Here is a 21,933-nt window from a genome sequence, read left to right as displayed (position 1 = left end):
GATGGAAGTTACCATCAGCAATATCCGCAAGGAATTCGAACGTTTTCCGGCGCTGAACGACGTGTCGCTGAAGATCGCCTCGGGCGAGCTGATCGCGCTGCTCGGCCCCTCGGGATCGGGCAAGACGACGCTTCTGCGCCTGATCGCCGGCCTTGATTTTCCGACCGCCGGCCAGATCTTCTTCGGCGAGGAGGACGCCTCCCATCGCACGGTGCAGGAGCGCAATGTCGGGTTCGTTTTCCAGCACTACGCGCTCTTCCGCCACATGACGGTTGCGGAAAATATCGGCTTCGGGCTGAAGGTGCGGCCTTCGGGCAATCGTCCGGCCAGGACGGAAATCCGCCGCCGCGTCTCCGAACTGCTGGAGATGGTGCAGCTTTCCGGTCTGGAGAAGCGCTATCCGAACCAGCTTTCGGGCGGCCAGCGCCAGCGCGTGGCGCTCGCCCGCGCCATGGCGATCGAGCCGCGCATCCTGCTGCTCGACGAGCCCTTCGGCGCTCTGGACGCCAAGGTGCGCAAGGAGCTGCGCCGCTGGCTTCGCGAATTCCACGACCGCACCGGCCATACCACCGTCTTCGTGACCCACGATCAGGAGGAGGCGCTGGAGCTTGCCGACCGCGTCGTGGTCATGAGCCAGGGCAAAATAGAGCAGGTGGGCTCGGCCGACGATGTCTACGACCGGCCGGGTTCGCCCTTCGTCTTCTCCTTTATCGGCGAATCCTCGCAGCTTCCCATCGAGGTCAAGTCCGGGACCGTACTGTTCCAGGGCCAGCCGGTCGGCATTCTGGAATCCCAGGAAGGGGAGGGCGATCTCTTCTTCCGACCGGAGGATGTGGTGCTGGTCGACGCTCCGGATGCGCTGTTCGGCAAGGTTACCGCCTGCCGCCGCCTTGCCGGCACGCGGATCGCCGAGATCGACATCGCCAACGAGGGGCACGCGCCCTATCACGTCGAGGTGGAAGTGCCGCTGCATGCGCCGGTGGCGCTCGGCAGCGAGCTGCGCTTCCGTCCGACACGCTGGAAAGTGTTCTTCAAATAGGTCTTCAAGATTAGGTGAAGCCTATGGTCTTGGCGGCTTCGCTCCACATCTTGGCGTCATTGCATCGTGATAGAGGGAGAACCGCCATGACCCGCGTATCGATCGCCAGCATCCTTGCCGGAGCCGCCGTTGCCGCGGTTCTTGCCGGTACCGCGGCCGCCCACCATGGCTGGGCCTGGGCGGAAGGCGAGCAGACCACGCTGGAAGGCACGATCCAGTCTATTTCCTTCGCCCCGCCCCATCCCTCGCTGCGGGTGGATTCGGAAGGCGTCGTCTGGCAGATCGATCTCGGCAATCCGCGCCAGACCGAGCGTTCAGGCTTCCAGGAAGGTTCGGCCAAGGCGGGCGACCGCATCACCGTTCTCGGCAATCGTTCGAAGGATGAGAACGAAAGGCTGATGAAGGCCGTGCGCATCACCGTCAACGGCAAGAATTTCGACATGTATCCCGAACGCATCCAGACGAACTGAGGCCGGCCCCCATGGAGTGGCTGGCTCCGCTTGCCGAAACCCCGCTTGCCCGGGCGCTCATCGCCTCATCGACCGCCTATCTATTGGTCAATGCCGCGCATATCCTGTCGATCGGCGTGCTGTTCGGCTCGATCCTGGCGCTCGATCTGGCTCTGCTCGGCCTGATGCCTGCGGCCGTCCTGCAGGCGGTCGCGCCCTATCTCTCGCGGCTTGCCGGCGCCGGCGTGGTTCTGGCCATCGTCACCGGCCTCTGTCTCTTCAGCGTGCGGCCGACGGAATACGCCCAGAACCCGGCCTTTCTGGCGAAGCTCGGCCTCATTGCCCTCGGGATCTTGAACGTGGCGGTCGTCCACTTCGGGGCCGCCTGGCGCGGATTGCTTGTGGGCGGCGCACCGACAGCCGCTTTGCGCGTCTCTGCCACGCTTTCGATCCTCATCTGGATCAGCGCGGTAATAGCGGGCCGATGGATCGGTTTTTTGTGAAGCTGGATGTGCAGAAAGGAGTATGATATACATTGCCGATATCATGTATCGGAGTCCTATCAATGCGAACGTTGATTGATATTGGTGAAGCTGATCTTGAGGCACTCGACCGTCTGGCAAGGGAAGAAAACGTGTCGCGCGCGTCCCTTATTCGCGCGGCGGTTCGCGATTACCTCCGGCGAAACGCCAAGGAAAAGCAAGCTGAGGCTTTCGGGCTCTGGGGAGAGGGCGGAATCGACGGCCTGAAATTTCAGGAAGAGATTCGTGGTGAATGGTGAAGGCCCTCTTCGACACGAATATCGTTATCGATTATCTGAATGCCATTCCTGAAGCGCGCGAAGAACTTGCACGATACGATCACAGGTGCATCAGTATCATCACTTGGATGGAGGTACTGATCGGTGCCAAGCCCGAAGTGGCATCGGCAACCCGTGACTTTCTCGACAGCTTTCACATCATAACCATCGATGAAGCCGTTGCCGAGCGCGCCGTACTCCTTCGTCAACGATACAAGGTGAAGCTGCCGGATGCGATCATCTGGGCAAGTGCTGACGTTCATTCCATGCTGCTCGTTACGCGAAACACCAGGGATTTTCCGGCCGACCTCCCAGGTATTCGCATTCCTTACATGCTACATCACTGATCACCGATCGCTCACCGCCGCTCTTGGATTGACCCAGGGCTCCTGGTTGCTGCGGGGTAGGGGCTGCCTGCCGAGAATGTGGTCGGAAGCCTTTTCGCCGGTCATGATCGAGGGGCCGTTGAGATTGCCGTAGGTCACGTGGGGGAAGATCGAACTGTCGGCGACGCGCAAGCCCTCCACCCCGATCACCCGGCATTCGGGATCGACCACGGCTTGTGGGTCGTCGGCGCGGCCCATGCGGCAGGTGCCGCAGGGGTGATAGGCGCTTTCCAGGTGCTCGCGCAGGAAGGCATCGATCTCCTCGTCCGACTGCACCTTTTCGCCCGGCTGGATTTCCGGCCCGCGATATTGATCGAACGCCTTCTGGCTGAAGATCTCGCGGGTCAGCCGCACGCAATGGCGGAATTTCTCCCAGTCCTCCGGATGGCTCATGTAGTTGAAACGCAGCACCGGATCGGCCTTCGGGTCGGGCGAGCGCAACGTCACAGAGCCGCGGGATTTCGACAGGTTATAGCCCACATGCGCCTGGAAGCCGTGGCTCTTCGCGGCGGCCTTGCCGTCGTAGGAAATCGCCACCGGCAGGAAATGATACTGGATGTCCGGCTGTTTCAGCCCGGCTTGGGAGCGCAGGAAGGCGCAGGCCTCGAACTGGTTGGAAGCGCCGAGCCCGCCCTTTGAAAGCAGCCATTGCGCGCCCGCCACGCCCTGCCAGAACCAGGGGAGCCAGGAATAGAGCGAGACCGGCTTGGTGGAGACCTGCTGAAAGTAGAATTCCATATGATCCTGCAGGTTGGCGCCCACACCCGGCCGATCGGCCTTCACCTCTATGCCCATGTCCTTGAGATGCGCGGCCGGGCCAATGCCCGAAAGCATCAAGAGCTTCGGAGAGTTGAATGCGGAGGCCGAAACGATCACCTCGCGGTTGACGCGGATGACCTCGGGACGCCCGCGCCGCTCGATCTCGACGCCGACGGCCCGGCCGTTCTCGATGACGATCCGGTTGGCGAAGCCGTAGACGAGATCGACGTTCGGTCGCTTCAAAGCCGGTTTCAGATAGGCATTGGCGGCGGACCAGCGCCGGCCGTGATAGATGGTCTGCTCCATCAGCCCGAAGCCTTCCTGCTTCGAGCCGTTGTAATCCTCGGTCATCTCGAAACCAGCTTGGCTGCCGGCCTGGATGAAGGCGTGGAAGAGCGGGTTCTTCACCGGCCCGCGCCTCACATGCAGCGGTCCGTCCGTGCCGCGCCAGCCTTCCTCGCCGCCGTGGCTATGCTCCATCCGCTTGAAGTAGGGCAGCACGTCGGCATAGGCCCAGCCGACCGCGCCGAGTTTTTCCCAACGGTTATAGTCCTCCGCATGGCCGCGGACATAGACGAGGCCGTTGATGGACGACGAGCCGCCGATCACCTTGCCGCGCGGTGCGGTGATGCGGCGGTTGTTGAGGTTCGGTTCGGGCTCGGAAAGATAACCCCAGTTGTAGCGCTTCATGCTCATCGGCCAGGCAAGCGCGCCGGGCATCTGGATGAACGGCCCGAAATCCGATCCGCCGGCCTCGATGACGATCACCGAATGCTTGCCGTCTTCCGACAGGCGATAGGCCATGGCGGAGCCCGCCGACCCTGAACCGATGATGACGAAATCTGCCTGCATGAACGAACCTTCAAATTAGCGAGCGGTACGGCAGTCTCTCACCCTCCCCTTGAGGGGGAGGGTCGGCACGAAGTGCCGGGGTGGGGTGAACTTTGAATGCAGCCGCAGGTCACCCCCACCCGCAGCTTCGCTGCGACCTCCCCCCTCAAGGGGGAGGTGATCAATACGGCGCGTCGACCTTGCCCATGCCCACATAGACCGTCTTCAGCTCCGAATAATGCTCCAGCGCCGCAAGCGAGTTTTCCCGCCCGAAGCCGGATTGCTTCGAGCCGCCGAAGGGGATTTCCACCGGGCAGAGATTGTAGGTGTTGATCCAGAGCGTCCCGGCCTGCAGCTGATCCACGACGCGATGCCCTCGCGAAAGATCGGCGGTGAAGACGCCGGCCGAAAGGCCGAATTCGGTCGCGTTGGCGCGGGCGATCACCTCAGCCTCGTCGTCGAAATCGAGCACGCACATCACCGGCCCGAAGATTTCCTCGCGGGCGATCACCATGTCGTCCGTCACATCCGCGAACACGGTCGGCTGCACGTAATAGCCTTCGCCGGTCACATGGTTCGGAATGCCGCCGCCGGTGATCAGCGTCGCACCCTCGGCCTTGCCCTTGTCGATATAGCTCAAGACCTTCTGGCGCTGGTCGAAGGAAACCATCGGCCCGAGCTGCGTCGCCTCGTCCATAGGGTCGCCGATGGTGATCTTTTCCGTCCGCTCCTTGAGGCGCGAGAGGAACTGATCCTTCACTTTGCGGCTCACGAAGACGCGTGTGCCGTTGGAGCAGACCTGGCCGGTGGAATAGAAATTGCCGAGCATGGCGCCGCCGATCGCAGAATCGAGATCGGCATCGTCGAAGACGATCAGCGGCGATTTTCCGCCGAGCTCCATCGTCACATGCTTGAGGCTGCCGGCCGCCGCCGCCGCCACCTTGCGGCCGGTCGGCACCGAGCCCGTCAGCGAAACTTTCGCCACGTCCGGATGGTTGACGAGCAGGGGTCCTGTGTTCCGGTCACCCTGGATCACGTTGAAGAGCCCCTTCGGCAGGCCGGCCTCGATCAGGATTTCGGCGATCTTCAGCGCACCCAGCGGCGTGTTTTCCGACGGCTTGAAGACCATGGCATTGCCGGCCGCGAGCGCCGGTGCACCTTTCCAGCAGGCGATCTGCTGCGGATAGTTCCAGGCGCCGATGCCGACGCAGACGCCGAGCGGCACGCGCTTGGTATAGGCAAAATCGCCGCCGAGCGGGATATAGCTGCCGTTCATGCCGGCGGCGATCACGCCCCCGAAGAATTCGAAACTGTCCGCACCCGAGGTGGGGTCGGCAATGATCGTCTCCTGGATCGGCTTGCCGGTGTCGAGTGTCTCAAGTTCTGAAAGCTCGCGGTTGCGCTCGCGCATGATTTCGGCGGCACGTTTAAGGATGCGGCCGCGCGCCGTGGGGCTTATCGCTGCCCATTCCGGCTGGGCGCGTTTCGCCGCGGCGATCGCCTTTTCGATGATCGCCGGCGTTGCCGCATGCAGGCGCGCGATCACCTCTCCGGTGGCGGGATAGAGGCTTTCGATGACGGTGCCGTCCGTGTCCTCGATATATTCGCCGTCGATGAAATGGCTGGCGATGGGCTGGGCTTTCATCTCATTCGCCTCTCGGATAACGCTTCGATTCCTCGAGATTGTCGAGGTTCATGTGGTTGCGCATATAGCGCTCGGAAGCCTTTTGCAGAGGCTGGTGATCCCAGGGGTAATAGGCGCCGTTCCTGAGCGCTTCGTAGACCACCCAGCGGCGCGCCTGGCTTTCACGCACTGCGGCATCGAAACCCGCCATATCCCATTTGGCGAGGCGCTTTTTCCTGAACCCTTCCAGGATATCGGCAAAGGCCGAATCGCCGGCAAGGTTCGTGAGCTCCTTCGGATCGGCCTCAAGATCGAAAAGCTGTTCGGGGTCCAGTTCGCAATGGATGTATTTCCATTTGCCCTCGCGAATGCAAACGAGCGGCGCGTAAGAGGCTTCGGCCGCATATTCCATCAGCACCGGGCTCGTGCGGACCTGGCCGTTCATTACGGGCTTCAGGCTCTCGCCGTCCGTCCAGGGCTCGATCTCCTCCATGGAAATGCCTGCGAGGTCGCAGAGTGTCGGCGTCACGTCGAGGTTAGAAACGGGTGCCATGTGCAGGGCCGGCGCAATGCCGGGCCCGGCGATCATCAGCGGCACGCGAGCCGAGCCCTCGAAGAAGTTCATTTTGAACCACAGGCCGCGCTCGCCCAGCATGTCGCCGTGGTCGGAGCAGAACAGGATGAAGGTATCCTCCAGCATCCGCGTGCGCGTCAGCGTATCGACGAGCTCGCCCACCTTCTCGTCGAGATAGGAGATGTTGGCGAAATAGGCCCGGCGCGAGCGGCGGATGTCCTCCTCCGTCACGTCGAAATTCTTGTAGTCGCAGGAAAAGATGATCCGCTGAGAATGCGGATTCTGGTTCTCCAGCGGGATTTCACCGACTTCCGGCAGGAGGTGTTCGCAGTCCTCGTAGAGGTCCCAGAACTTCCGGCGCGCCACGTAAGGATCGTGCGGGTGAGTGAAGGAGACGGTGAGACACCATGGCCGGCGGTTCTCGTCGTCGTTCTCGCGCGAAAGCTGGTAGAGCTTCTGGTTGGCGAGGAAGGCGACCTCGTCGTCATATTCCATCTGGTTGGTGATTTCGGCCACGCCTGCGCCCGTCACTGAACCCAGATTGTGATACCACCAGTCGATCCGCTCGCCGGGCTTCCGGTAATCCGGCGTCCAGCCGAAATCCGCCGGATAGATATCGGTCGTCAGCCGCTCCTCGAAGCCGTGGAGCTGGTCCGGCCCCACGAAATGCATCTTGCCGGAAAGTGCGGTGTAATAGCCCGCGCGGCGCAGATGATGCGCATAGGTCGGGATCGACGAGACATATTCGGCCGCATTGTCGTAGACGCGCGTCCGGCTCGGCAGTTGACCGGCCATGAAGGAGGCGCGGGCCGGCGCGCAGAGCGGCGAGGACGTGTAGTTGTTGGAAAACCGTGCCGATCGTGCCGCCAGCGCCTTCATGTGCGGGGCATGCAGCCAGTCCGCAGGCCCGTCCGGGAAAAGTTTCCCGTTGAGCTGATCGACCATGATGATGAGGATGTTCGGCTTGGCCATGGCGGAATCGGTTTCCTGCGAGAGCGGATTACGGCTTCGAGACTGAGTTATTTTCGATTTCGATGTCGATCAAGCGAAGTTTGCGAACCATCCTGTCGCAAAAGCGCGCCGTTGACGTCTGTCGTGCCGGCTCCAGATACTCTGCATGGGCTTGGAAGCCCCTGGGGAAAAGGAGTTTGTCATGACTTTGGGTCTGGATACGCCGTCCGTCGGCACGGTGCGCGACAAGTGGGGCTGGTTTCTCGCTCTTGGAATTCTCCTTCTGGTGTTCGGGATCATCGCCTTCGCCAATCTCTTCGTGGCGACGGTGGCTTCCGTCTTCTACATCGGCATGATGATGCTGATCGGCGGCGCCGCGCAGTTCCTCCACGCCTTCCAATCGAAGGGCGGCTGGCGGGACTGGCTTTACTGGGGTCTGAGCGGCCTGCTTTATACGATCGCCGGCCTGCTCGCCTTCTGGAACCCCGCGCTGACGGCCGTGGTATTCACCTTCTTCATGGCCGTCGCCATGATCGTCGCCGGTGGCTTCCGCATCTGGATCGGCTACCGAATGCGGCCGATGAAGGGCGCCGGCTGGGTCATCGCCGCGGGCATCGTCACGGTGATCGCCGGCCTGGTGATCGCGCTTGGCTGGCCGGTGAACAGCCTTTGGGTTCTCGGTCTCTTCCTGGCAGTCGACCTCATCATGCAGGGTTGGGCGCTGATAGCGCTGGCGCTGGCGGCCCGCGCTAAGGAAGCCTGACCGATAGCTCTGGTTGAGCGAGGCGGAGGAACTCGCCTACGTCATCAAACCTTCATGGAAATATCACTGAAGGGAAAGAGATTTTTGACGAATTGCTGTGAGCTTCGCGCCCGTGTCTTGCGTACCGCGTGGAGTAGTTATGTCGTCCGCCGCAATCCTCGAGCCGGGTGTTCTGAGGCGTTATGCCAATGATCAGCTCGTCACGCTCGCGAAGCTGGTTCTGGAAAACGCCTTCCAGCCGATCGTCGAAATGGGTACGGGTTCGGTCTTCGGCTATGAATCGCTGCTGCGCGGGCATGAGCGGATAGGTTTTTCCTCGCCGCTCGATTTGCTCGACCAGGCGCAGGATGCCGGCCAGCTTCTCCCGCTCGAGCAGATGCTGGCGAACCGGGCGCTTGCCAAGTTCGCCGCGCTGCCGGATTTCTCCTCCGCGACACTCTTTCTCAATCTCGATGTCCGGCTCATCCGCCACGGCGAGTATTTCATCGACAAGCTGCTGCAGAGCCTCCGGAAGTCGGCGATACCGCCATCCTCGGTCTGCTTCGAGTTCTCCGAGCGCTTCGACAACACCAGTGTTCCGGAATTCGCCAATCTGGTGACGCATATGCGCAAGGCGGGCTTCAAGCTCGCGATCGACGATTTCGGCGTCGGCCACGGGGAGATGAAGCTCCTGTGCGATTACCCGGTGGACTATCTCAAGATCGACCGGCACTTCATCGCCGGTATCGACAGGAGCCCCCGCAAGCGGCATCTCGTCAAGAACATCGTCAGCATTGCCCACGTGCTCGGCATAAGGGTGATCGCCGAAGGCATCGAGACCGAGCAGGAATTCGTGGCCTGCCGGGAATATGGCGTCGATCTGGTGCAGGGCTATTTCATCGCCCGGCCGACGACCTTTCCGGCCGAACTGCAGCCTGCCTTTCCCCACCTGGCCGATATCGGCCGTTTGCGCTCCAGCCAGTCGCTCGATGAGATCCTCATCCGCCGCCAGATCGAGAATTTGCCGAGCGTCTACGAAAACGAGAGCATCGACAAGGTGTTCGAACTCTTCCGGAAGAACCCGCGCCAGGCGTTCTTTCCGGTCTTGAACGCCAATGGCGAGCCGCGCGGCGTCATCAACGAATATCACCTGAAGGAATATATCTATCAGCCCTTCGGCCGCGACCTTCTGAAGAACAAGGTCTACGAGCGCACCATCTCGCATTTCGTCGATCCGGCACCGATCATGGGGCTGGATGCCGATGCCGAGGAGCTGATGAGCCTGTTCGCCAGCATGGAAAACAGCGCCTGCGTGATCCTGACGGAAAACATGCGTTATGCCGGCGTGGTCTCCGCCGCTTCGCTCATCAAGGTCATCAACGAAAAGCAGTTGAAGATCGCCCAGGACCAGAACCCGTTGACCGGCCTGCCGGGCAATCGCGCCATCCGCGATTTCATGCAGGAAGCAGGCCGCGACGACGAGGAGACGAGGTTCTTTTGTTATTGCGACTTCGACAATTTCAAACCGTTCAACGATCATTACGGTTTTCACGTGGGCGATCATGCGATCACGCTCTTCGCCGCGCTGATGAAGCGTTATTTCTTCTCCGAAGGCGATTTCCTGGGACATGTCGGCGGCGACGATTTCTTCATCGGCGTGCGCGACTGGACGCGGGACGAACTCACCGAAATCCTGGAACGGCTGCTCAGCGACTTCCACACCGATGTCGCCGAGCTCTATTCGCCGGAGGAGCGGGCGGCCGGCAAGATCCGCGGCCATGATCGGTCGGGCGCGGAGCGCGACTTCCCGCTGCTGCGCTGTTCCATGGGCATACTGGAACTGCCCCAGGGCCTCCTGCTCGACGATGTCGGCCGGATCGGCGCGAAGATCGCGGCCGTGAAGGCGCAGGCCAAGGCGAGCGAGAGCGGGCTGATCTTCGCCACCTTCGGCGAGACAAATTGACCCGCCTGCCGGAAGGCCGTCTTTTTATCCTTCCGTGGGTGGCCTAGGTTGAGGGGTGTCACCGAAAGGAGCCCCCCATGCCGCTTCCCGCCGAAATGCGTTTCATCGATCTGCCGTCCTTCGGAGTGCCGGACGTCATGACCGTCGCCACCGGGCCGGTTCCCAGGCCGCGGCCCGGCGAAATCCTGGTCAGGGTCGAGGCGGCGGGCATCAACCGGCCGGATGTGGCGCAGCGGCAGGGCACCTATCCGCCGCCTAAGGATGCGAGCCCCATTCTCGGCCTCGAAATCGCCGGCGAGGTGGTCGCGCTCGGCGAAGGGGTGAACGGTTTCAAGCCGGGCGACAAGGTCTGCGCGCTCGCCAATGGCGGCGCTTACGCCGAGTATTGCGCAGTTCCGGAGGGCCAGGCTCTCCCATGGCCGAAGGGCTATGATGCGGTTAGGGCCGCCGCGCTGCCGGAAACCTTCTTCACCGTATGGGCAAACCTCTTCCAGATGGCTGCGCTGACGGAAGGCGAAAGCGTGCTTATCCATGGCGGCACGAGTGGCATCGGCACGACGGCGATCCAGCTTGCCAGGGCTTTCGGCGCGACGGTCTATGCGACGGCGGGCTCTGAGGAGAAGTGCGCGGCCTGCGAAAAGCTCGGCGCTGCGCGCGGCATCAACTACAGGACAGAAGATTTCGCCGCCGTCATCAAGGAGGTGACCGGCGGCAAGGGCGTGGATGTGGTGCTGGACATGATCGGCGGCGCCTATTTCGAGAAGAATTTGAGCGTGCTTGCGAAGGACGGTTGCCTGTCGATCATCGCCTTCCTCGGCGGGCCGACGGTGGAAAAGGCGAACCTCACGCCGATCATGGTCAAGCGCCTGACCGTGACGGGCTCGACCATGCGCCCCCGCACGGCGGAGGAAAAGCGCGCCATCCGCGATGATCTGCTATCGGAAGTCTGGCCTATTTTGGAAGAAGGCAGAGTAGCCCCGGTCATCCACACGGTTCTCCCCTTCGACCAGGTCGTGGAGGCCCACCGGCTGATGGAGACGAGCACGCATGTCGGCAAGATCGTGTTGCAGTTCTCTCGATAATCTTGTTTGTATATCGATTTTGATATAAAGTGCGGCGCTTATGAAGTCTCTGGAATTTATGGGAGATGCCTTGGAGCGGTTGCGTGGCTTCCCGGAAGACGCACGCAAGCAGGCCGGCGTCCAGTTGCACAAGATTCAGCTCGGCCTTGATCCGAGCGATTGGAAGCCGATGTCGACGATCGGTCCGGGCGTGCGGGAAATCCGTATTCGGGACGAAGCGGGAGCTTTCCGTGTGGTCTATGTCGCCAGGATCGAGGATGCGATTTACGTGCTGCATGCCTTCCAGAAGAAGACGCAGCAGACTGCCAAGAGAGATCTGGATATCGCCGCCTTACGGCTGCGGCAGATTGATGGAGCGAGATGATGGAACGTCAAAGCTTTGAAAACGTCTGGGATGCGCTCGAAGATACGCCCGCAGAGGCTGCCAACATGTCGATGCGTTCAGCACTCTTGATCGCGGTGGAGCAAAAGGTTCGAAGCTGGGGTGTGACCCAGGCCGAGGCCGCCCGTCGGCTCGGTGTCACTCAGCCTCGTTTGAATGATTTGCTGCGTGGGCGGATTACCAATTTCAGCCTGGATGCCTTGGTGGAGCTGGCGGCCAAAGCCGGACTTTCCGTGCGCCTGAACATCGCCGATGCCGCCTAACCGGTAACTTAATCGCGCGTTTGTTCATATTTCGTGCCTTGCAGACTCGGATATGCGTCCCTAACTTAATCTCATCATCAACGTAACGAAAGGAGGTGATCCAATGTCTAGTGAGATTACGGTTTGCGTAACGGACAGTGGAAAGGTGAAGGTTTCGGCGGGGCAATCCTCGCTCTAAACCCCATCCTCCTTCGGGACGTTTGTAAAACGGCCCGGGTTCGTTCAACCGGACCGAAACTCATGGAAGGGTCGCCTCGCGCGGCCCTTTTCCTTTTCCCGGATCACGCCGGCTTCATTCTCTCAATGATCTTTTCGATCCGCCGCACGCGCGTCTCGGGCCGTTTCGCCTCGGCAACGGCTTCTGCGTCCTCCCGGCGCTGCGTATAGCTCAGGCGCTGCCAGGCATCCTGGCATTCCGCAAGCTGAAGCGCCTCCATCAGCTCGACCGGCGGCTCGACCGTGCGTTCTTCCTGATCAAGCTCGAGCGTCACATGAAGCTCTTTCTCGCCCTTGACGCCCGCCGCCTCGCGATGGCTCTTGCGTAAAGGCAGGCAGAACATTCCGCCCATGGCCGATATCGTGCTGCGATAGGTATAGCCGTTGATCGTCACCTTCACCGGCGCGCGCACCTTGCCGAAGACCGGCTTGGGATCGAACGGCAGGATGATGAAGAAGCCTGGGCCGTCACGCCCAAGAACGGTGGTGAAGCTCTTGCGCATGTCGAGACCTCAAATGCCGATGCGTCCGAGAGCCGGTATCTTTATGCCGGGATTGGCAAAGTCCAGCCCGGCCACGAGGCCGAGGAAATGTACCTCAAAGCCGCTGCGCAGACCGGCGGAAAAGCCGAGAAGCCCGTACATGGTCACGTGCAGATCGCGCCAATCATTGTCGATATGCACGAAGTCCCCGTCGGGCAGGTAGTCGCGTCCGACCGCGTGCGGCGGAAGCACCGCGCCGAGTTCCGGCACCGTGCGCAGCACATGGGCGACGAAGGTATTGGAATTCGGACCCGGCCAGATCGTGTAGCCGCCCGGCTCGGCATAGGGATAGGCGGCGATCGCGCCCTCGATTTTCGGGATCAGCAGTTCCGCTTGCGCGCCCGTCACGGAAGCGACGAGCTGCGGTTGGTTGGAGTACCAATAGGCGTCCGCCGGCCGGTGGTTGCGGCGGATCGGAGATCCCCATCCCACCTTGTCGTAGCGGGTGTAACTCGCGGCTCCCTTTTCCTTGGTCACGATCCAGGCATGGCTCGCGACCGCGCCCTTCAGCCCGCCGGTGGCGGCGGAAAATATGTAGATCGCCGCGTCCTCGCTGGCCGAAGCCTCGGGCAGGATGCCGGCCGAGGACCATCGCGCCTCGCTCCAGCGCGCAGGCCTGTCCTGCATGGCCCACCAGCCGGCGGAGGCGAAGGTCGGCAGCAGGTAGATGATGAAGATGGTGAGAAACAGCCGCTTGACTGATTTCATGCGATACGCCCCGTGCAAGTCCCGTCCGGTTGTTCTATGGAGAAAAGAAAGCAGCAATTTCAGGACCGGACCATGCAAAACCCCGTTACCGTAGAAGTGACCAGAGGCAATGCCGTCGAAAGCCGCCACCGCGGGCTTGGCGTGGTGGTGGATGGCGACGGCAAGGTGGTCTTCTCCTTCGGGGAGGCGGAAGCGGGCGTCTTTCCCCGTTCCGCCTGCAAGGCCATGCAGGCGCTGCCGCTCATCGAAAGCGGTGCGGCGGATGCCTATGGCTTCGGCAACAAAGAGCTTGCGCTTGCCTGCTCCTCGCATTCCGGGGAAGACGAACACGTCGCCACGGCTTCCGCCATGCTTGCCCGCGCCGGCAGGGATGTCGCCGCGCTCGAATGCGGGGCGCATTGGTCCTCGGATCAGGAGACGCTCATCCATCAGGCCCGCACGCTCGAAAGACCCACCGCGCTTCACAACAATTGCTCCGGCAAGCATTCCGGTTTCGTCTGCACCTGCGTCCATTCCGGGATCGAGGTGAAGGGCTATGTCGGCTACGAGCATCCGCTGCAGGCGGAAATCCGCGGCGTCATGGAAGATCTGACGGGCGCGGTCCTCGGTCGGGACAATTGCGGCACGGACGGCTGCTCCATTCCCACCTATGCGGTTCCGCTGAAGGGGCTGGCCCACGGTTTTGCGAAGATGCTGACGGGGCGGGGCCTTGGCCCGGAGCGGGCGAAGGCCTCCCGACGGCTGATGGAGGCCTGCATGGCCGAGCCCTTCTACGTCGCCGGCACCAAGCGGGCCTGCACCAGGCTGATGGAGGTCGCGCCCGGAAAAATCTTCGCCAAGACCGGCGCCGAGGGCGTCTTCGTCGCGGCTCTTCCCGAACAGGGCCTCGCCATGGCCGTCAAATGCGAGGACGGCACCACGCGCGCCGCGGAAGCCATGATCTTCGCGCTGATCGCCCGCTATTTCGAGAAGGGCGACGAGGCTCAGCAGAAGCTTCTGGGCATGGCCAACCGCTCGATGAAGAACTGGAACGGCATCCATGTCGGCGATGTTCGTGTCACCGACGCGCTGTTTGCTTAGGCTTCGATGATTTCAAGTTCGAGGGCACGATAAGGCGCCAGACGCTCTTCGCCCAACCCGCTTTGGACGATCATGCCTGCCAGATCGGAAATCGGCATGATCGTGCAGGGTGAGGAGGCGTCCAGCTTTTCGTCCGTCACCAGCACGAAAGTCTCGGCGGTGCGCGAGGCGATGTGGCGTTTGACTGCCGCTTCCTCCAGATCGCCGGTGGAAAGCCCGCGCGAGGGATGGATGGCGGTGGCGCCCAGGAAGAAGATATCCGGCCGGATCAGGGAAATCTGGCTGATGGGCATCGCCCCGACAGCCACCATGGAATGTTTGTAGAGACGCCCGCCGATCAAAATAACCTCAGCCGTCGGATGATGTTCGAGTTCGGCAGCGATCGTCGGGCTGTGGGTCGCCACCGTGAAGGCGAAGCTGCGGGGTAGCGCACGGGCGATTTCTGCCGTCGACGTTCCGCCGTCGAGAAAGATCAACTGGCCGGGTTTCACCATGCCCGCGGCCGCCGCGCCAAGCTTCCGTTTGACCTCCGACGAAATCACCCGCCGTGCGGAGAGATCCGGCAGGTCCGGCGATATGGGCATCGCCCCGCCATGGACGCGCCGAAGCAGGCCATCGGCGGCCATCTCCCTCAGGTCCCGCCGGATCGTGTCCTCGGAGAGCGAGAATTCTTCCGCGGCCCGCTTTGCGACGACCTGGCCCTCGCGGCGCAGCATGTCGAGAATGAGGTCTTTGCGTTGACTGGTCAGCATATCTTGACTCTGCACGAAACTGCATGAATAAGCATGAATAAGCATGAATATGCCTGAAACTATGCCGAGTGTAAAGGATTTCAGGCAAATTCGTGCAGTTCTGCCATGAGCGCAGATTGGTTTGGAGAAACGAAGATGCTGATCTTGATTGCTGGACCCTATCGTTCGGGCACGGGGGATGACCCGAAGAAGATGGCCGAAAACCTGAAGCGGCTGGAGGCGCCGTCCTACGCGCTGTTTAAGGCCGGCCATGTGCCGATGATCGGAGAATGGGTCGCGCTGCCGGTTTGGCATGCGGCGGGTGGCGTCGAAGTGGGGGATGATCTCTACAATGAGATTTTTCACCCTGTCGCCGGGCGCCTGCTTCAGCTTTGCGAAGGCGTGCTCCGCCTGCCGGGTGAATCCAAGGGGGCCGATAACGACGTCCGCATCGCCACCGAGCGCGGCATCCCGGTCTGGTACCGGCTGGAGGACGTGCCCGGTGTCTTTTGATGCGTCTTTTGATGTGTCTTTTGATGCTTCCGGCAGGCCAAAGCCGTGATAGAAAGGGCATCCTCAAACGGAGGATGCCCAATGTACACGCTGTTCTTTTCGCCGAATTCCTGTTCGCTGGCGAGCGCCATCGCGCTTGCCGAATCCGGACTGCCTTATGAACTGCGGCGCGTGAAGTTCGCCGAAAACGAGCAGCAGTCCGCCGAATATCTGAGGATCAACCCGAAGGGGCGCGTTCCGGCGCTGGCAACGGAAAAGGGCGTGCTGACGGAAAACGTCGCCATCCTCGCCTTCATCGCGCAGGCAGCACCCGAGGCGAAGCTCGCGCCGCTCGACGATCCTTTCGCCTTCGGCAGTATGCAGGCCTTCAACACCTATATTTCCTCGACCGTGCATGTCGCTTATGCGCATCGCAGGCGCGGCTATCGCTGGGCGGACAAGCAGGAATCCTTCGATGACATGGCGGCGAAGATGCCGAAGAACCTGCGCGATTGCTTCACGCTGATCGAGAACGAATATTTCGCTGGCCCCTGGGTCATGGGCGAGAACTACACGGTCGCCGACGCCTATCTCTTCACCATGTCCGATTGGCTGGCTGGAGCGGGCGTCGATATCGCCGAATTTCCGCGTGTCGCCGATCATTACCGGCGCATGAAGGAGCGCCCCGCCGTGCAGCGCACCCTCGCGGAACATCAGGTCGCCTGAGCGAGACTCAGGCGCATTTCCGGGGCGGCGCCCCTAAGTCCAGGTCGGCGTGATAAATGCTCGGGAAGGGCAGGTCAGCCAGTTCCAAGCTGTTCATCGCCTGGATGTCGGGATCCTGGAAGGGGTCTTCACGGTCTTCTTCAGCCCGATCCTCGGCAGCGTGCAGCCATTCTCTCAGGCTCCAGAAAATCTTCAGCGGTTCCATATCGGTCACCTCGCAAATCTCTCGGTATTTGCGAGGATAGAATGCGCTTGGCGGGCGAAAGGTTCAATTGAGTTGTTCAGGAGTTCATTGTAGAAAATCTATATGAACAACCTGAACCTCGTGCATCTGAACGGCCTTCGGGCACTGGAGGTGGTCGGTCGCCTCGGCTCGCTGCATGCGGCGGCCGAAGAGCTCGGCGTTTCGATCGGCGCCGTCAGCCAGCAGGTCATCAAGGCGGAGGCGCAGCTCGGCCAGCTCGTATTCCAGCGTCTGCCCAAGGGCATGCAGCCGACCGAAGCCGCCCGCCCGATGCTCGCTCGGTTGACGGAGGGGTTTCGCTCCCTCTCGGAGGCGGTGGCGATCGGCAGGCGGCGGGATGATACCTTGCTCACCATTTCCGTTGCACCGGTCTTCGCCGCCCGCTTTCTCGTTCACCGTCTTGATCGGTTCTCGGCGCTCCACCCGGGCATTCGCCTGCGCATGGATGCGACCACCAGGCTTGCCGATCTCGGGACGGACGATATCGACCTCGCCATCCGTGTCGGCACGGGGACCTGGCCTGGGGTCGATGCGGAGCTGTTGCGGGAACAGCGGATTTTTCCGGTCTGCACGCCGGCGTTGGCGGAAGGATTGAAGGAGCCGGCCGATATCCTGAAACTGCCGGCCATCATCGATGGTCCCTCCATGTTCACCTGGGAGACCTGGCTTCGCGAGGCCGGGCTTTCGGGCAGGCGGATGGAGACGCGTCACGTCTTCAACGATGCCTCGCTCTGCCTCGACGCCACGGTCGCGGGGCAGGGGGTGATGCTCGCCTGGCACACGCTGGCGGCCTATGCGCTGGAGCAGGGCAGGCTGGTGAAGCCTTTCGCGATAGAGGCCCGCACCGGCATGGGACACTATTTCGTCACCCGCGCCGGCGCGCGCCTGCCGGCGAAGGTGAGGGCTTTCCGCGATTGGCTTCACGCGGAGCTTGCGCCGGAAATCTCCGGCGCGTGAAATCAGGCGGGCTCGGCGAGGCGCTTTTCCCACATTGCCTTGAAGGCCGGCCGGGCCTGGCATTTTTCGAGCCATGCCTTCAGGGCGGGGCGGGTTTCGAAGAGCGGTGCATAACCCTGCGCATAGCGCACGATCTCCGTGACATTGATGTCCGCGACCGTGAAGCGGCCGCCGACCATATAACCGCCGACCTTCAGATGCTCTTCCAATGCGTCGAGAGGCCTTTTCAAACCGCGGGCGCAGACCTCGATATCGGCCTTGCCCTGTTCGGTATCCGGCGCTGAGGATTGTATCTTCAGGGCATTGGTTTCGATGCCCGTGGCGGCAAACAGCGACCATTGGATCATCAGCGCCTCTTCCTCGATGGAGTTCGGCCCGAACTCGCCGCCGTATTTCTTCGCGAGATAGAGGCTGATCGCCAGCGACTCGTGCAGTACGAAGCCGCCGTCATCCATGGAAGGGATCATCGTCATCGGGTTGACCGACCGGAATTCCGGCGACAGCGTGTTGACCGGCGCACCCGGCGCCATCGGGTCCGGCAGGCGATAGGCCTGGATCACCGGCGCATGCCTGAACGGAATGCCCAGTTCCTCCACAAGCCAGAGCGGCCGCGTGGCGCGCGAGCGATAGACCCCATAGATCGTCAGCATTGATTCCCTCCGTGGAAAAGCTTCGGGCGCACGCTATTGCCGCGGGCGGCCGAACGGAAGATCAATCCGCGTTGAGAATTGATGATTTGTCTTGATGGGATTTGCTTCTTCTACGGGTGTGCTCTACCCGGTCCGGTTTCCCTCGATCGTCAGATGACTGAAGCCCGAGGGGCCGGCTGCAAGCTCGCGCGTGGCGGCATCGTGCCAGCGGTAGCCGATCACCGCGCCGTCCAGCACCTCGTCGAACAGATTGCCGGTGATCAGCGCCTTGCCGGCGCCGTCCGCTACCGAGACGGCGCAGCCGACCCTTGCGCGGCGCACGATATTGCCGGTTACGGCAAGGTTGCGCAGAAAAGGTCCCCAGCCGACCAGCATTCCCCATTTCGGCACGTTCTCGATGACATTGGCGGTGACCGCCGTATCGGCCTCGGCGCTGATGCCTATGCCGAAACCCACGCTGTCGTGGATATAGGGTCCGGAAGCCGAGATGTTGCGGATAAGATTGCCCGAGATGATCGCAAGCCGCCCGCCCTCGTTGAAGTTGACGACCGAAATGCCGTTTGCCGCGCCATCAACGAGATTGCCGGTCACCAGCGCGCCCTCGAAGCCGAATTCCGAATAGATCGCCGTTTCGCCCGAGCCGAAGCACTGATTGTTGGCGATCTGCACATTGGAGGCGGCATTGGCCCGGATCGCCGAAAAGGCGGCGTCCGAGACATGGTTGCCGCTCACCATCACATTGTCGGCGCGGTAGATGTTGATCGCATTGCCGTATTGTCCGGTGCCGCCATAAGTCGCGCCGATGCGGAAGAGCCGATTGCCGGAAACCATGGTGCCGTCCACGCCCTTGGTTCGGCGATGAACGAGGATGCCGCCATTGCCGCAATCGAAAACCGTGTTGCCTGCGATCGAAAGCCCGCTGCTCTCCACCGCATAGAGCCCGTATTCGGCCGCACCTGAAATGCTGCAGTTCTCGATCCTTCCGCCGCAGGCTTCGAGCTGGATACCGCTCTTCCGGGAGCCCGCAATCTCGCAATTGCCGAGAAGGACTTGCCTCACGCCGCGCATATGGATGAGCGCGCCTGTCTCTTCACCGAGCGGCTGGTTTCCGCCGTCGATCACGATATTGGAGAACTCGATCCGTGAGGCATTATTGGCGCGGAAGAGATATCCGCCGCCGGAATGGACGATGCGCGAAGCGCCCGCCACGCCGATAATGCGGGCCCCATCCGGCAGGTCGATATTGGAGACTTCGTAATCGCCCGGCGGCAGGAAGAGAGGCACTCTTTCGCGCGCGGCCTTGGCGAGGAGTTCTCCAAGCTTGCGGCTCTGTTCCCCTCCGCCCGGCGTCACGCCATGCTCCCGCGCATCGATGGAACCTCTGAGATCGGTCATGGAAAGACCGGACGACGCGGCGTGCAGCCGGCTTGGAACCGCGCCTGCCGCAACCCCGCCGGCCATCAAGGCCAGTGCCGAGCGTCTCGAAAGCATGTCCCCCGCCATGTTCTCTCCGCAGGATGTCAGTTAAATCAAGAGGCACAGTTTGCGCCCAAGTCGTCTTGTCGAATTTCGCCCAAGCTTCTAGCTCTCCGATCGGTCGCCTGTCGGGTGAACGGCTTCGAAACGGGTGACAAATTTCTCGAAGAGCACGGAAAAGGCTTCGACATCCTCGGCCGGCCAATCCTCGAGCACGTCCATCAGCAGCGATTGCTTGACGGCGCGCACTTCGCTGATCAGGCGCTCCCCGAGTTCGGTCCGCTCGATCAGCGACCGCCGCCCATCCGCTTGGGAAGCCGTGCGGCGGACGACGCCGCGCGCAACCAGCTCCGCCACCATGCGGCTGCCGCGCGAGGGGTCGATGCGCATGGCCTCCGCGATCGCCCCGACGGTCGCCTCGCCGCCGGCCTTGTCGATCCGCTTCATCACGTCGAGCACGTCGAGGTGCGAGACATCGAGCCCCGGCACGGTATTGGCGATGGCGATGCGGCCGATGATGCGGCGGCGGATCAGCAGTCGCATACGCGTCAGCGTATCGCCGATGCGGGCGATCTCTTCCGCTTTGCCGGTCTCGGTTTTCTCTCGTTTCGTCAGGCTCTTGTTCATGGAGCGACCATAGCAAAGCGCGCCGACCGATCAAGACAAGTTGTTGCGCGTGCCAAACATTTGTTATTGACAGTTATATGCTTAAGGCACATGAATTGCGCTCTCACTTCCGGAAAGATATCCATGGACATGAATTATTCGGCGCCGCCGCCGCTCGTCTCCAGCCATGGTCTGCGGCTGGCCGTTTTCCTCTTTCTCATGATGGCGCTGTTCATGGCGACGCTGGATAACCAGATCGTCTCCACCGCGCTTCCCACCATCGTCGGCGATTTCGGCGAGCTGGAACGTTTCGGCTGGGTCGGGTCGGCCTATCTGCTCGCCACGAGCGCGGTGATGCCGGTCTATGGCAAGCTCGGCGATCTCTTCGGCCGCAAATACGTCATGATCGCCGCCGTCCTCATCTTCGTGCTTGGTTCGGTGCTGTGCGGCCTTGCCTGGTCGATGGATTCGCTGATCGCCGCCCGCGTCGTCCAGGGTCTTGGCGGCGGCGGTATCATGGTGTCGATCTTCTCCATCAATGCCGAGCTTTTCGAGCCGCGGGAACGGGCGAGATATCAGAGCTATTCCAGCCTCGTGCTGATGGCTTCGGGAACCGTCGGCCCGACGCTCGGCGGCACGATGAGCGATCTCTTCGGCTGGCGCTCGATCTTCCTCATCAATCTGCCGATCGGCATCATCGTGCTGACCGGTCTTGTGCTCCTTCTTCCCTATCGCCGTCCCGCGCGCCGCCCGAAGATCGATTACGGCGGGGCCATACTGCTTGCCGGCGCGGTGGCGAGCGTCGTGCTCTGGGCCGATTCCGCGCAGATATTCGGCTCGCTGCTCGCCTGGCAGTCGCTCCTCATCATCGGGCTGGGCGCGCTCTGCGCCTTCCTGTGGGTCAAGGTGGAGGCCCGTGTGCCGGAGCCGATCATTCCCCTGAAGCTCTTCCGGGATTCGACCTTCTCGCTATTCCTGGTGATTTCGCTGATGACCGGCGGCGTGGCGATCGGCATGGTGAATTATTTCGCGTTCTTCCTGCAGACGACGACGGGCCTGACGCCCACCACGGCCGGCCTGTTCTTCATCGCCACCACCGGCGGTATCGCGCTCGGCTCCCTGACGGCCGGACGGCTGATCTCGATGACCGGCCGCTACAAGCCCTTCGTCGTCATCGGACTGACGCTCAACATGACAGTGCTGGCGATATTCTCGCAGATCGGCGCCGGTACGCCGCTCACCATCGTAGCCCTTTTGATGCTGCTGCAGGGGCTGGCGATCGGCTTCGGTCAGCAGGCGCCGATCATCGGGGTCCAGAACAGCGCGCCGCGTGCCGATGTCGGCGCGGCCACCGGCGCGGTGACGCTCACCCGCATGGGCGGCGCGGCGATCGCGATCTCCATCTATGGCGCCATCATCGGTTCCCAGGTCGGCCATGCGGCGATCGATCTGCCGGGCGCCGGGCGGCTGGCGGAGATGACGCCCAAGATGATGGCGGAATTGCCGGAGGCGACGCGTCATGCAATCGCCGAGATCTATTCCACCGCCTTCACACCGCTTTTCCTGACCGGGGCCTGTATCGCGGCGATCGGCCTTGCCGCGGCGCTTGCGCTGAAACCGGTCCGGCTGCCGCCGGCAACCGCCGGGAGCCGTTGATCGGT

At 62.0% G+C, this 21,933-nt stretch carries 25 protein-coding genes; 15 read left to right on the top strand and 10 right to left on the bottom strand.

The window, feature by feature from the left end:
* Window position 1 precedes the first annotated feature (1 nt).
* The 5 genes from YH62_RS19055 to YH62_RS19035 all read left to right on the top strand — a co-directional run bounded on the left by YH62_RS19055 (window position 2) and on the right by YH62_RS19035 (window position 2,634).
* Window positions 2-1,039: a sulfate/molybdate ABC transporter ATP-binding protein gene (locus YH62_RS19055; protein WP_046795838.1), complete on the top strand. Its 1,038-nt coding sequence runs from the start codon at window positions 2-4 to the stop codon at window positions 1,037-1,039.
* Between the two features lie 86 nt (window positions 1,040-1,125).
* Window positions 1,126-1,509 (top strand): DUF6152 family protein, encoded by a 384-nt coding sequence (locus YH62_RS19050; protein WP_046795837.1) that lies wholly within the window; start codon window positions 1,126-1,128, stop codon window positions 1,507-1,509.
* A gap of 11 nt (window positions 1,510-1,520) precedes the next feature.
* Window positions 1,521-1,991 carry a DUF6644 family protein gene (locus tag YH62_RS19045; RefSeq protein WP_046795836.1) on the top strand — a complete coding sequence of 157 codons (471 nt, stop codon included), beginning with the start codon at window positions 1,521-1,523 and terminating at the stop codon, window positions 1,989-1,991.
* Window positions 1,992-2,053: 62 nt separating this feature from the next.
* The gene (locus YH62_RS19040) at window positions 2,054-2,269 is read left to right on the top strand and encodes a CopG family transcriptional regulator (RefSeq protein ID WP_046795835.1); all 216 of its coding nucleotides are present in this window, start codon (window positions 2,054-2,056) and stop codon (window positions 2,267-2,269) included.
* Complete coding sequence (locus YH62_RS19035; RefSeq protein WP_046795834.1) at window positions 2,263-2,634, top strand: type II toxin-antitoxin system VapC family toxin; 372 nt, start codon at window positions 2,263-2,265, stop codon at window positions 2,632-2,634. Before YH62_RS19040 ends, YH62_RS19035 begins: the two co-directional genes overlap by 7 nt.
* On the opposite strand, the gene betA is transcribed toward YH62_RS19035, so the two are convergent.
* The 3 genes from betA to betC all read right to left on the bottom strand — a co-directional run bounded on the left by betA (window position 2,635) and on the right by betC (window position 7,433).
* A complete protein-coding gene (gene betA / locus YH62_RS19030; protein WP_046795833.1) occupies window positions 2,635-4,284 on the bottom strand; it encodes a choline dehydrogenase in 1,650 nt (549 codons plus the stop codon).
* A gap of 160 nt (window positions 4,285-4,444) precedes the next feature.
* Entirely contained in the window at window positions 4,445-5,908 is a 1,464-nt protein-coding gene (betB, locus tag YH62_RS19025; RefSeq protein ID WP_046795832.1) for a betaine-aldehyde dehydrogenase, read from the bottom strand.
* A 1-nt stretch (window position 5,909) separates the two neighbouring features.
* Window positions 5,910-7,433 (bottom strand): choline-sulfatase, encoded by a 1,524-nt coding sequence (gene betC, locus YH62_RS19020; protein WP_046795831.1) that lies wholly within the window; start codon window positions 7,431-7,433, stop codon window positions 5,910-5,912.
* 181 nt (window positions 7,434-7,614) lie between these two features.
* Between betC and YH62_RS19015 the strand changes: the two genes are divergently transcribed.
* From YH62_RS19015 to YH62_RS18995, 5 genes are all read left to right on the top strand, one after another.
* Entirely contained in the window at window positions 7,615-8,175 is a 561-nt protein-coding gene (locus tag YH62_RS19015; protein ID WP_046795830.1) for an HdeD family acid-resistance protein, read from the top strand.
* Between the two features lie 139 nt (window positions 8,176-8,314).
* Window positions 8,315-10,117, top strand: coding sequence for a GGDEF domain-containing protein (locus YH62_RS19010; protein WP_046795829.1), 1,803 nt, complete (start codon window positions 8,315-8,317; stop codon window positions 10,115-10,117).
* A gap of 77 nt (window positions 10,118-10,194) precedes the next feature.
* Window positions 10,195-11,199, top strand: a complete 1,005-nt coding sequence (locus YH62_RS19005) for an NAD(P)H-quinone oxidoreductase (RefSeq protein WP_046795828.1) — start codon at window positions 10,195-10,197, stop codon at window positions 11,197-11,199.
* A 40-nt stretch (window positions 11,200-11,239) separates the two neighbouring features.
* Entirely contained in the window at window positions 11,240-11,563 is a 324-nt protein-coding gene (locus YH62_RS19000; RefSeq protein ID WP_046795827.1) for a type II toxin-antitoxin system RelE/ParE family toxin, read from the top strand.
* Window positions 11,563-11,844, top strand: coding sequence for an XRE family transcriptional regulator (locus YH62_RS18995; RefSeq protein WP_046795826.1), 282 nt, complete (start codon window positions 11,563-11,565; stop codon window positions 11,842-11,844). Before YH62_RS19000 ends, YH62_RS18995 begins: the two co-directional genes overlap by 1 nt.
* Window positions 11,845-12,125: 281 nt before the next feature.
* Here the strand turns inward: YH62_RS18995 and YH62_RS18990 are convergent, their stop codons facing one another.
* Together YH62_RS18990 and YH62_RS18985 are read right to left on the bottom strand one after the other, a co-directional pair.
* Entirely contained in the window at window positions 12,126-12,563 is a 438-nt protein-coding gene (locus YH62_RS18990) for a YdeI/OmpD-associated family protein (protein WP_046795825.1), read from the bottom strand.
* Between the two features lie 9 nt (window positions 12,564-12,572).
* Window positions 12,573-13,310 (bottom strand): DUF3750 domain-containing protein, encoded by a 738-nt coding sequence (locus tag YH62_RS18985; RefSeq protein ID WP_046795824.1) that lies wholly within the window; start codon window positions 13,308-13,310, stop codon window positions 12,573-12,575.
* Between the two features lie 72 nt (window positions 13,311-13,382).
* On the opposite strand from YH62_RS18985, the gene YH62_RS18980 reads away from it, so the two are divergent.
* Window positions 13,383-14,390, top strand: coding sequence for an asparaginase (locus YH62_RS18980; protein WP_046795823.1), 1,008 nt, complete (start codon window positions 13,383-13,385; stop codon window positions 14,388-14,390).
* On the opposite strand, the gene YH62_RS18975 is transcribed toward YH62_RS18980, so the two are convergent.
* Window positions 14,387-15,142 carry a DeoR/GlpR family DNA-binding transcription regulator gene (locus YH62_RS18975; protein WP_046795822.1) on the bottom strand — a complete coding sequence of 252 codons (756 nt, stop codon included), beginning with the start codon at window positions 15,140-15,142 and terminating at the stop codon, window positions 14,387-14,389. The two genes, YH62_RS18980 and YH62_RS18975, sit on opposite strands and share 4 nt — an antisense overlap.
* A 135-nt stretch (window positions 15,143-15,277) precedes the next feature.
* On the opposite strand from YH62_RS18975, the gene YH62_RS18970 reads away from it, so the two are divergent.
* Together YH62_RS18970 and YH62_RS18965 are read left to right on the top strand one after the other, a co-directional pair.
* The gene (locus YH62_RS18970) at window positions 15,278-15,634 is read left to right on the top strand and encodes a hypothetical protein (protein WP_046795821.1); all 357 of its coding nucleotides are present in this window, start codon (window positions 15,278-15,280) and stop codon (window positions 15,632-15,634) included.
* 81 nt (window positions 15,635-15,715) lie between these two features.
* Window positions 15,716-16,339, top strand: coding sequence for a glutathione S-transferase family protein (locus tag YH62_RS18965; RefSeq protein ID WP_046795820.1), 624 nt, complete (start codon window positions 15,716-15,718; stop codon window positions 16,337-16,339).
* A gap of 7 nt (window positions 16,340-16,346) precedes the next feature.
* On the opposite strand, the gene YH62_RS18960 is transcribed toward YH62_RS18965, so the two are convergent.
* A complete protein-coding gene (locus tag YH62_RS18960; protein WP_046795819.1) occupies window positions 16,347-16,544 on the bottom strand; it encodes a hypothetical protein in 198 nt (65 codons plus the stop codon).
* Between the two features lie 102 nt (window positions 16,545-16,646).
* On the opposite strand from YH62_RS18960, the gene YH62_RS18955 reads away from it, so the two are divergent.
* A complete protein-coding gene (locus YH62_RS18955) occupies window positions 16,647-17,540 on the top strand; it encodes a LysR substrate-binding domain-containing protein (RefSeq protein WP_046795818.1) in 894 nt (297 codons plus the stop codon).
* Between the two features lie 2 nt (window positions 17,541-17,542).
* On the opposite strand, the gene YH62_RS18950 is transcribed toward YH62_RS18955, so the two are convergent.
* The 3 genes from YH62_RS18950 to YH62_RS18940 form a co-directional block, all read right to left on the bottom strand.
* A complete protein-coding gene (locus YH62_RS18950; protein ID WP_046795817.1) occupies window positions 17,543-18,190 on the bottom strand; it encodes a glutathione S-transferase family protein in 648 nt (215 codons plus the stop codon).
* Between the two features lie 123 nt (window positions 18,191-18,313).
* On the bottom strand, window positions 18,314-19,693 hold the full coding sequence (locus YH62_RS18945; RefSeq protein WP_245282131.1) for a TIGR03808 family TAT-translocated repetitive protein: 1,380 nt from the start codon (window positions 19,691-19,693) through the stop codon (window positions 18,314-18,316).
* A gap of 78 nt (window positions 19,694-19,771) precedes the next feature.
* Window positions 19,772-20,293 carry a MarR family transcriptional regulator gene (locus YH62_RS18940; RefSeq protein WP_046795816.1) on the bottom strand — a complete coding sequence of 174 codons (522 nt, stop codon included), beginning with the start codon at window positions 20,291-20,293 and terminating at the stop codon, window positions 19,772-19,774.
* Window positions 20,294-20,416: 123 nt separating this feature from the next.
* Here YH62_RS18940 and YH62_RS18935 point away from each other — a divergent pair, with 123 nt between their 5' ends.
* Entirely contained in the window at window positions 20,417-21,928 is a 1,512-nt protein-coding gene (locus YH62_RS18935; protein ID WP_046795815.1) for an MDR family MFS transporter, read from the top strand.
* Window positions 21,929-21,933 lie beyond the last annotated feature (5 nt).

The organism is Rhizobium sp. LC145, from assembly GCF_001005825.1.
GTDB lineage: Bacteria > Pseudomonadota > Alphaproteobacteria > Rhizobiales > Rhizobiaceae > Neorhizobium.
This window is presented reverse-complemented; position numbering and strand designations above follow the sequence as displayed.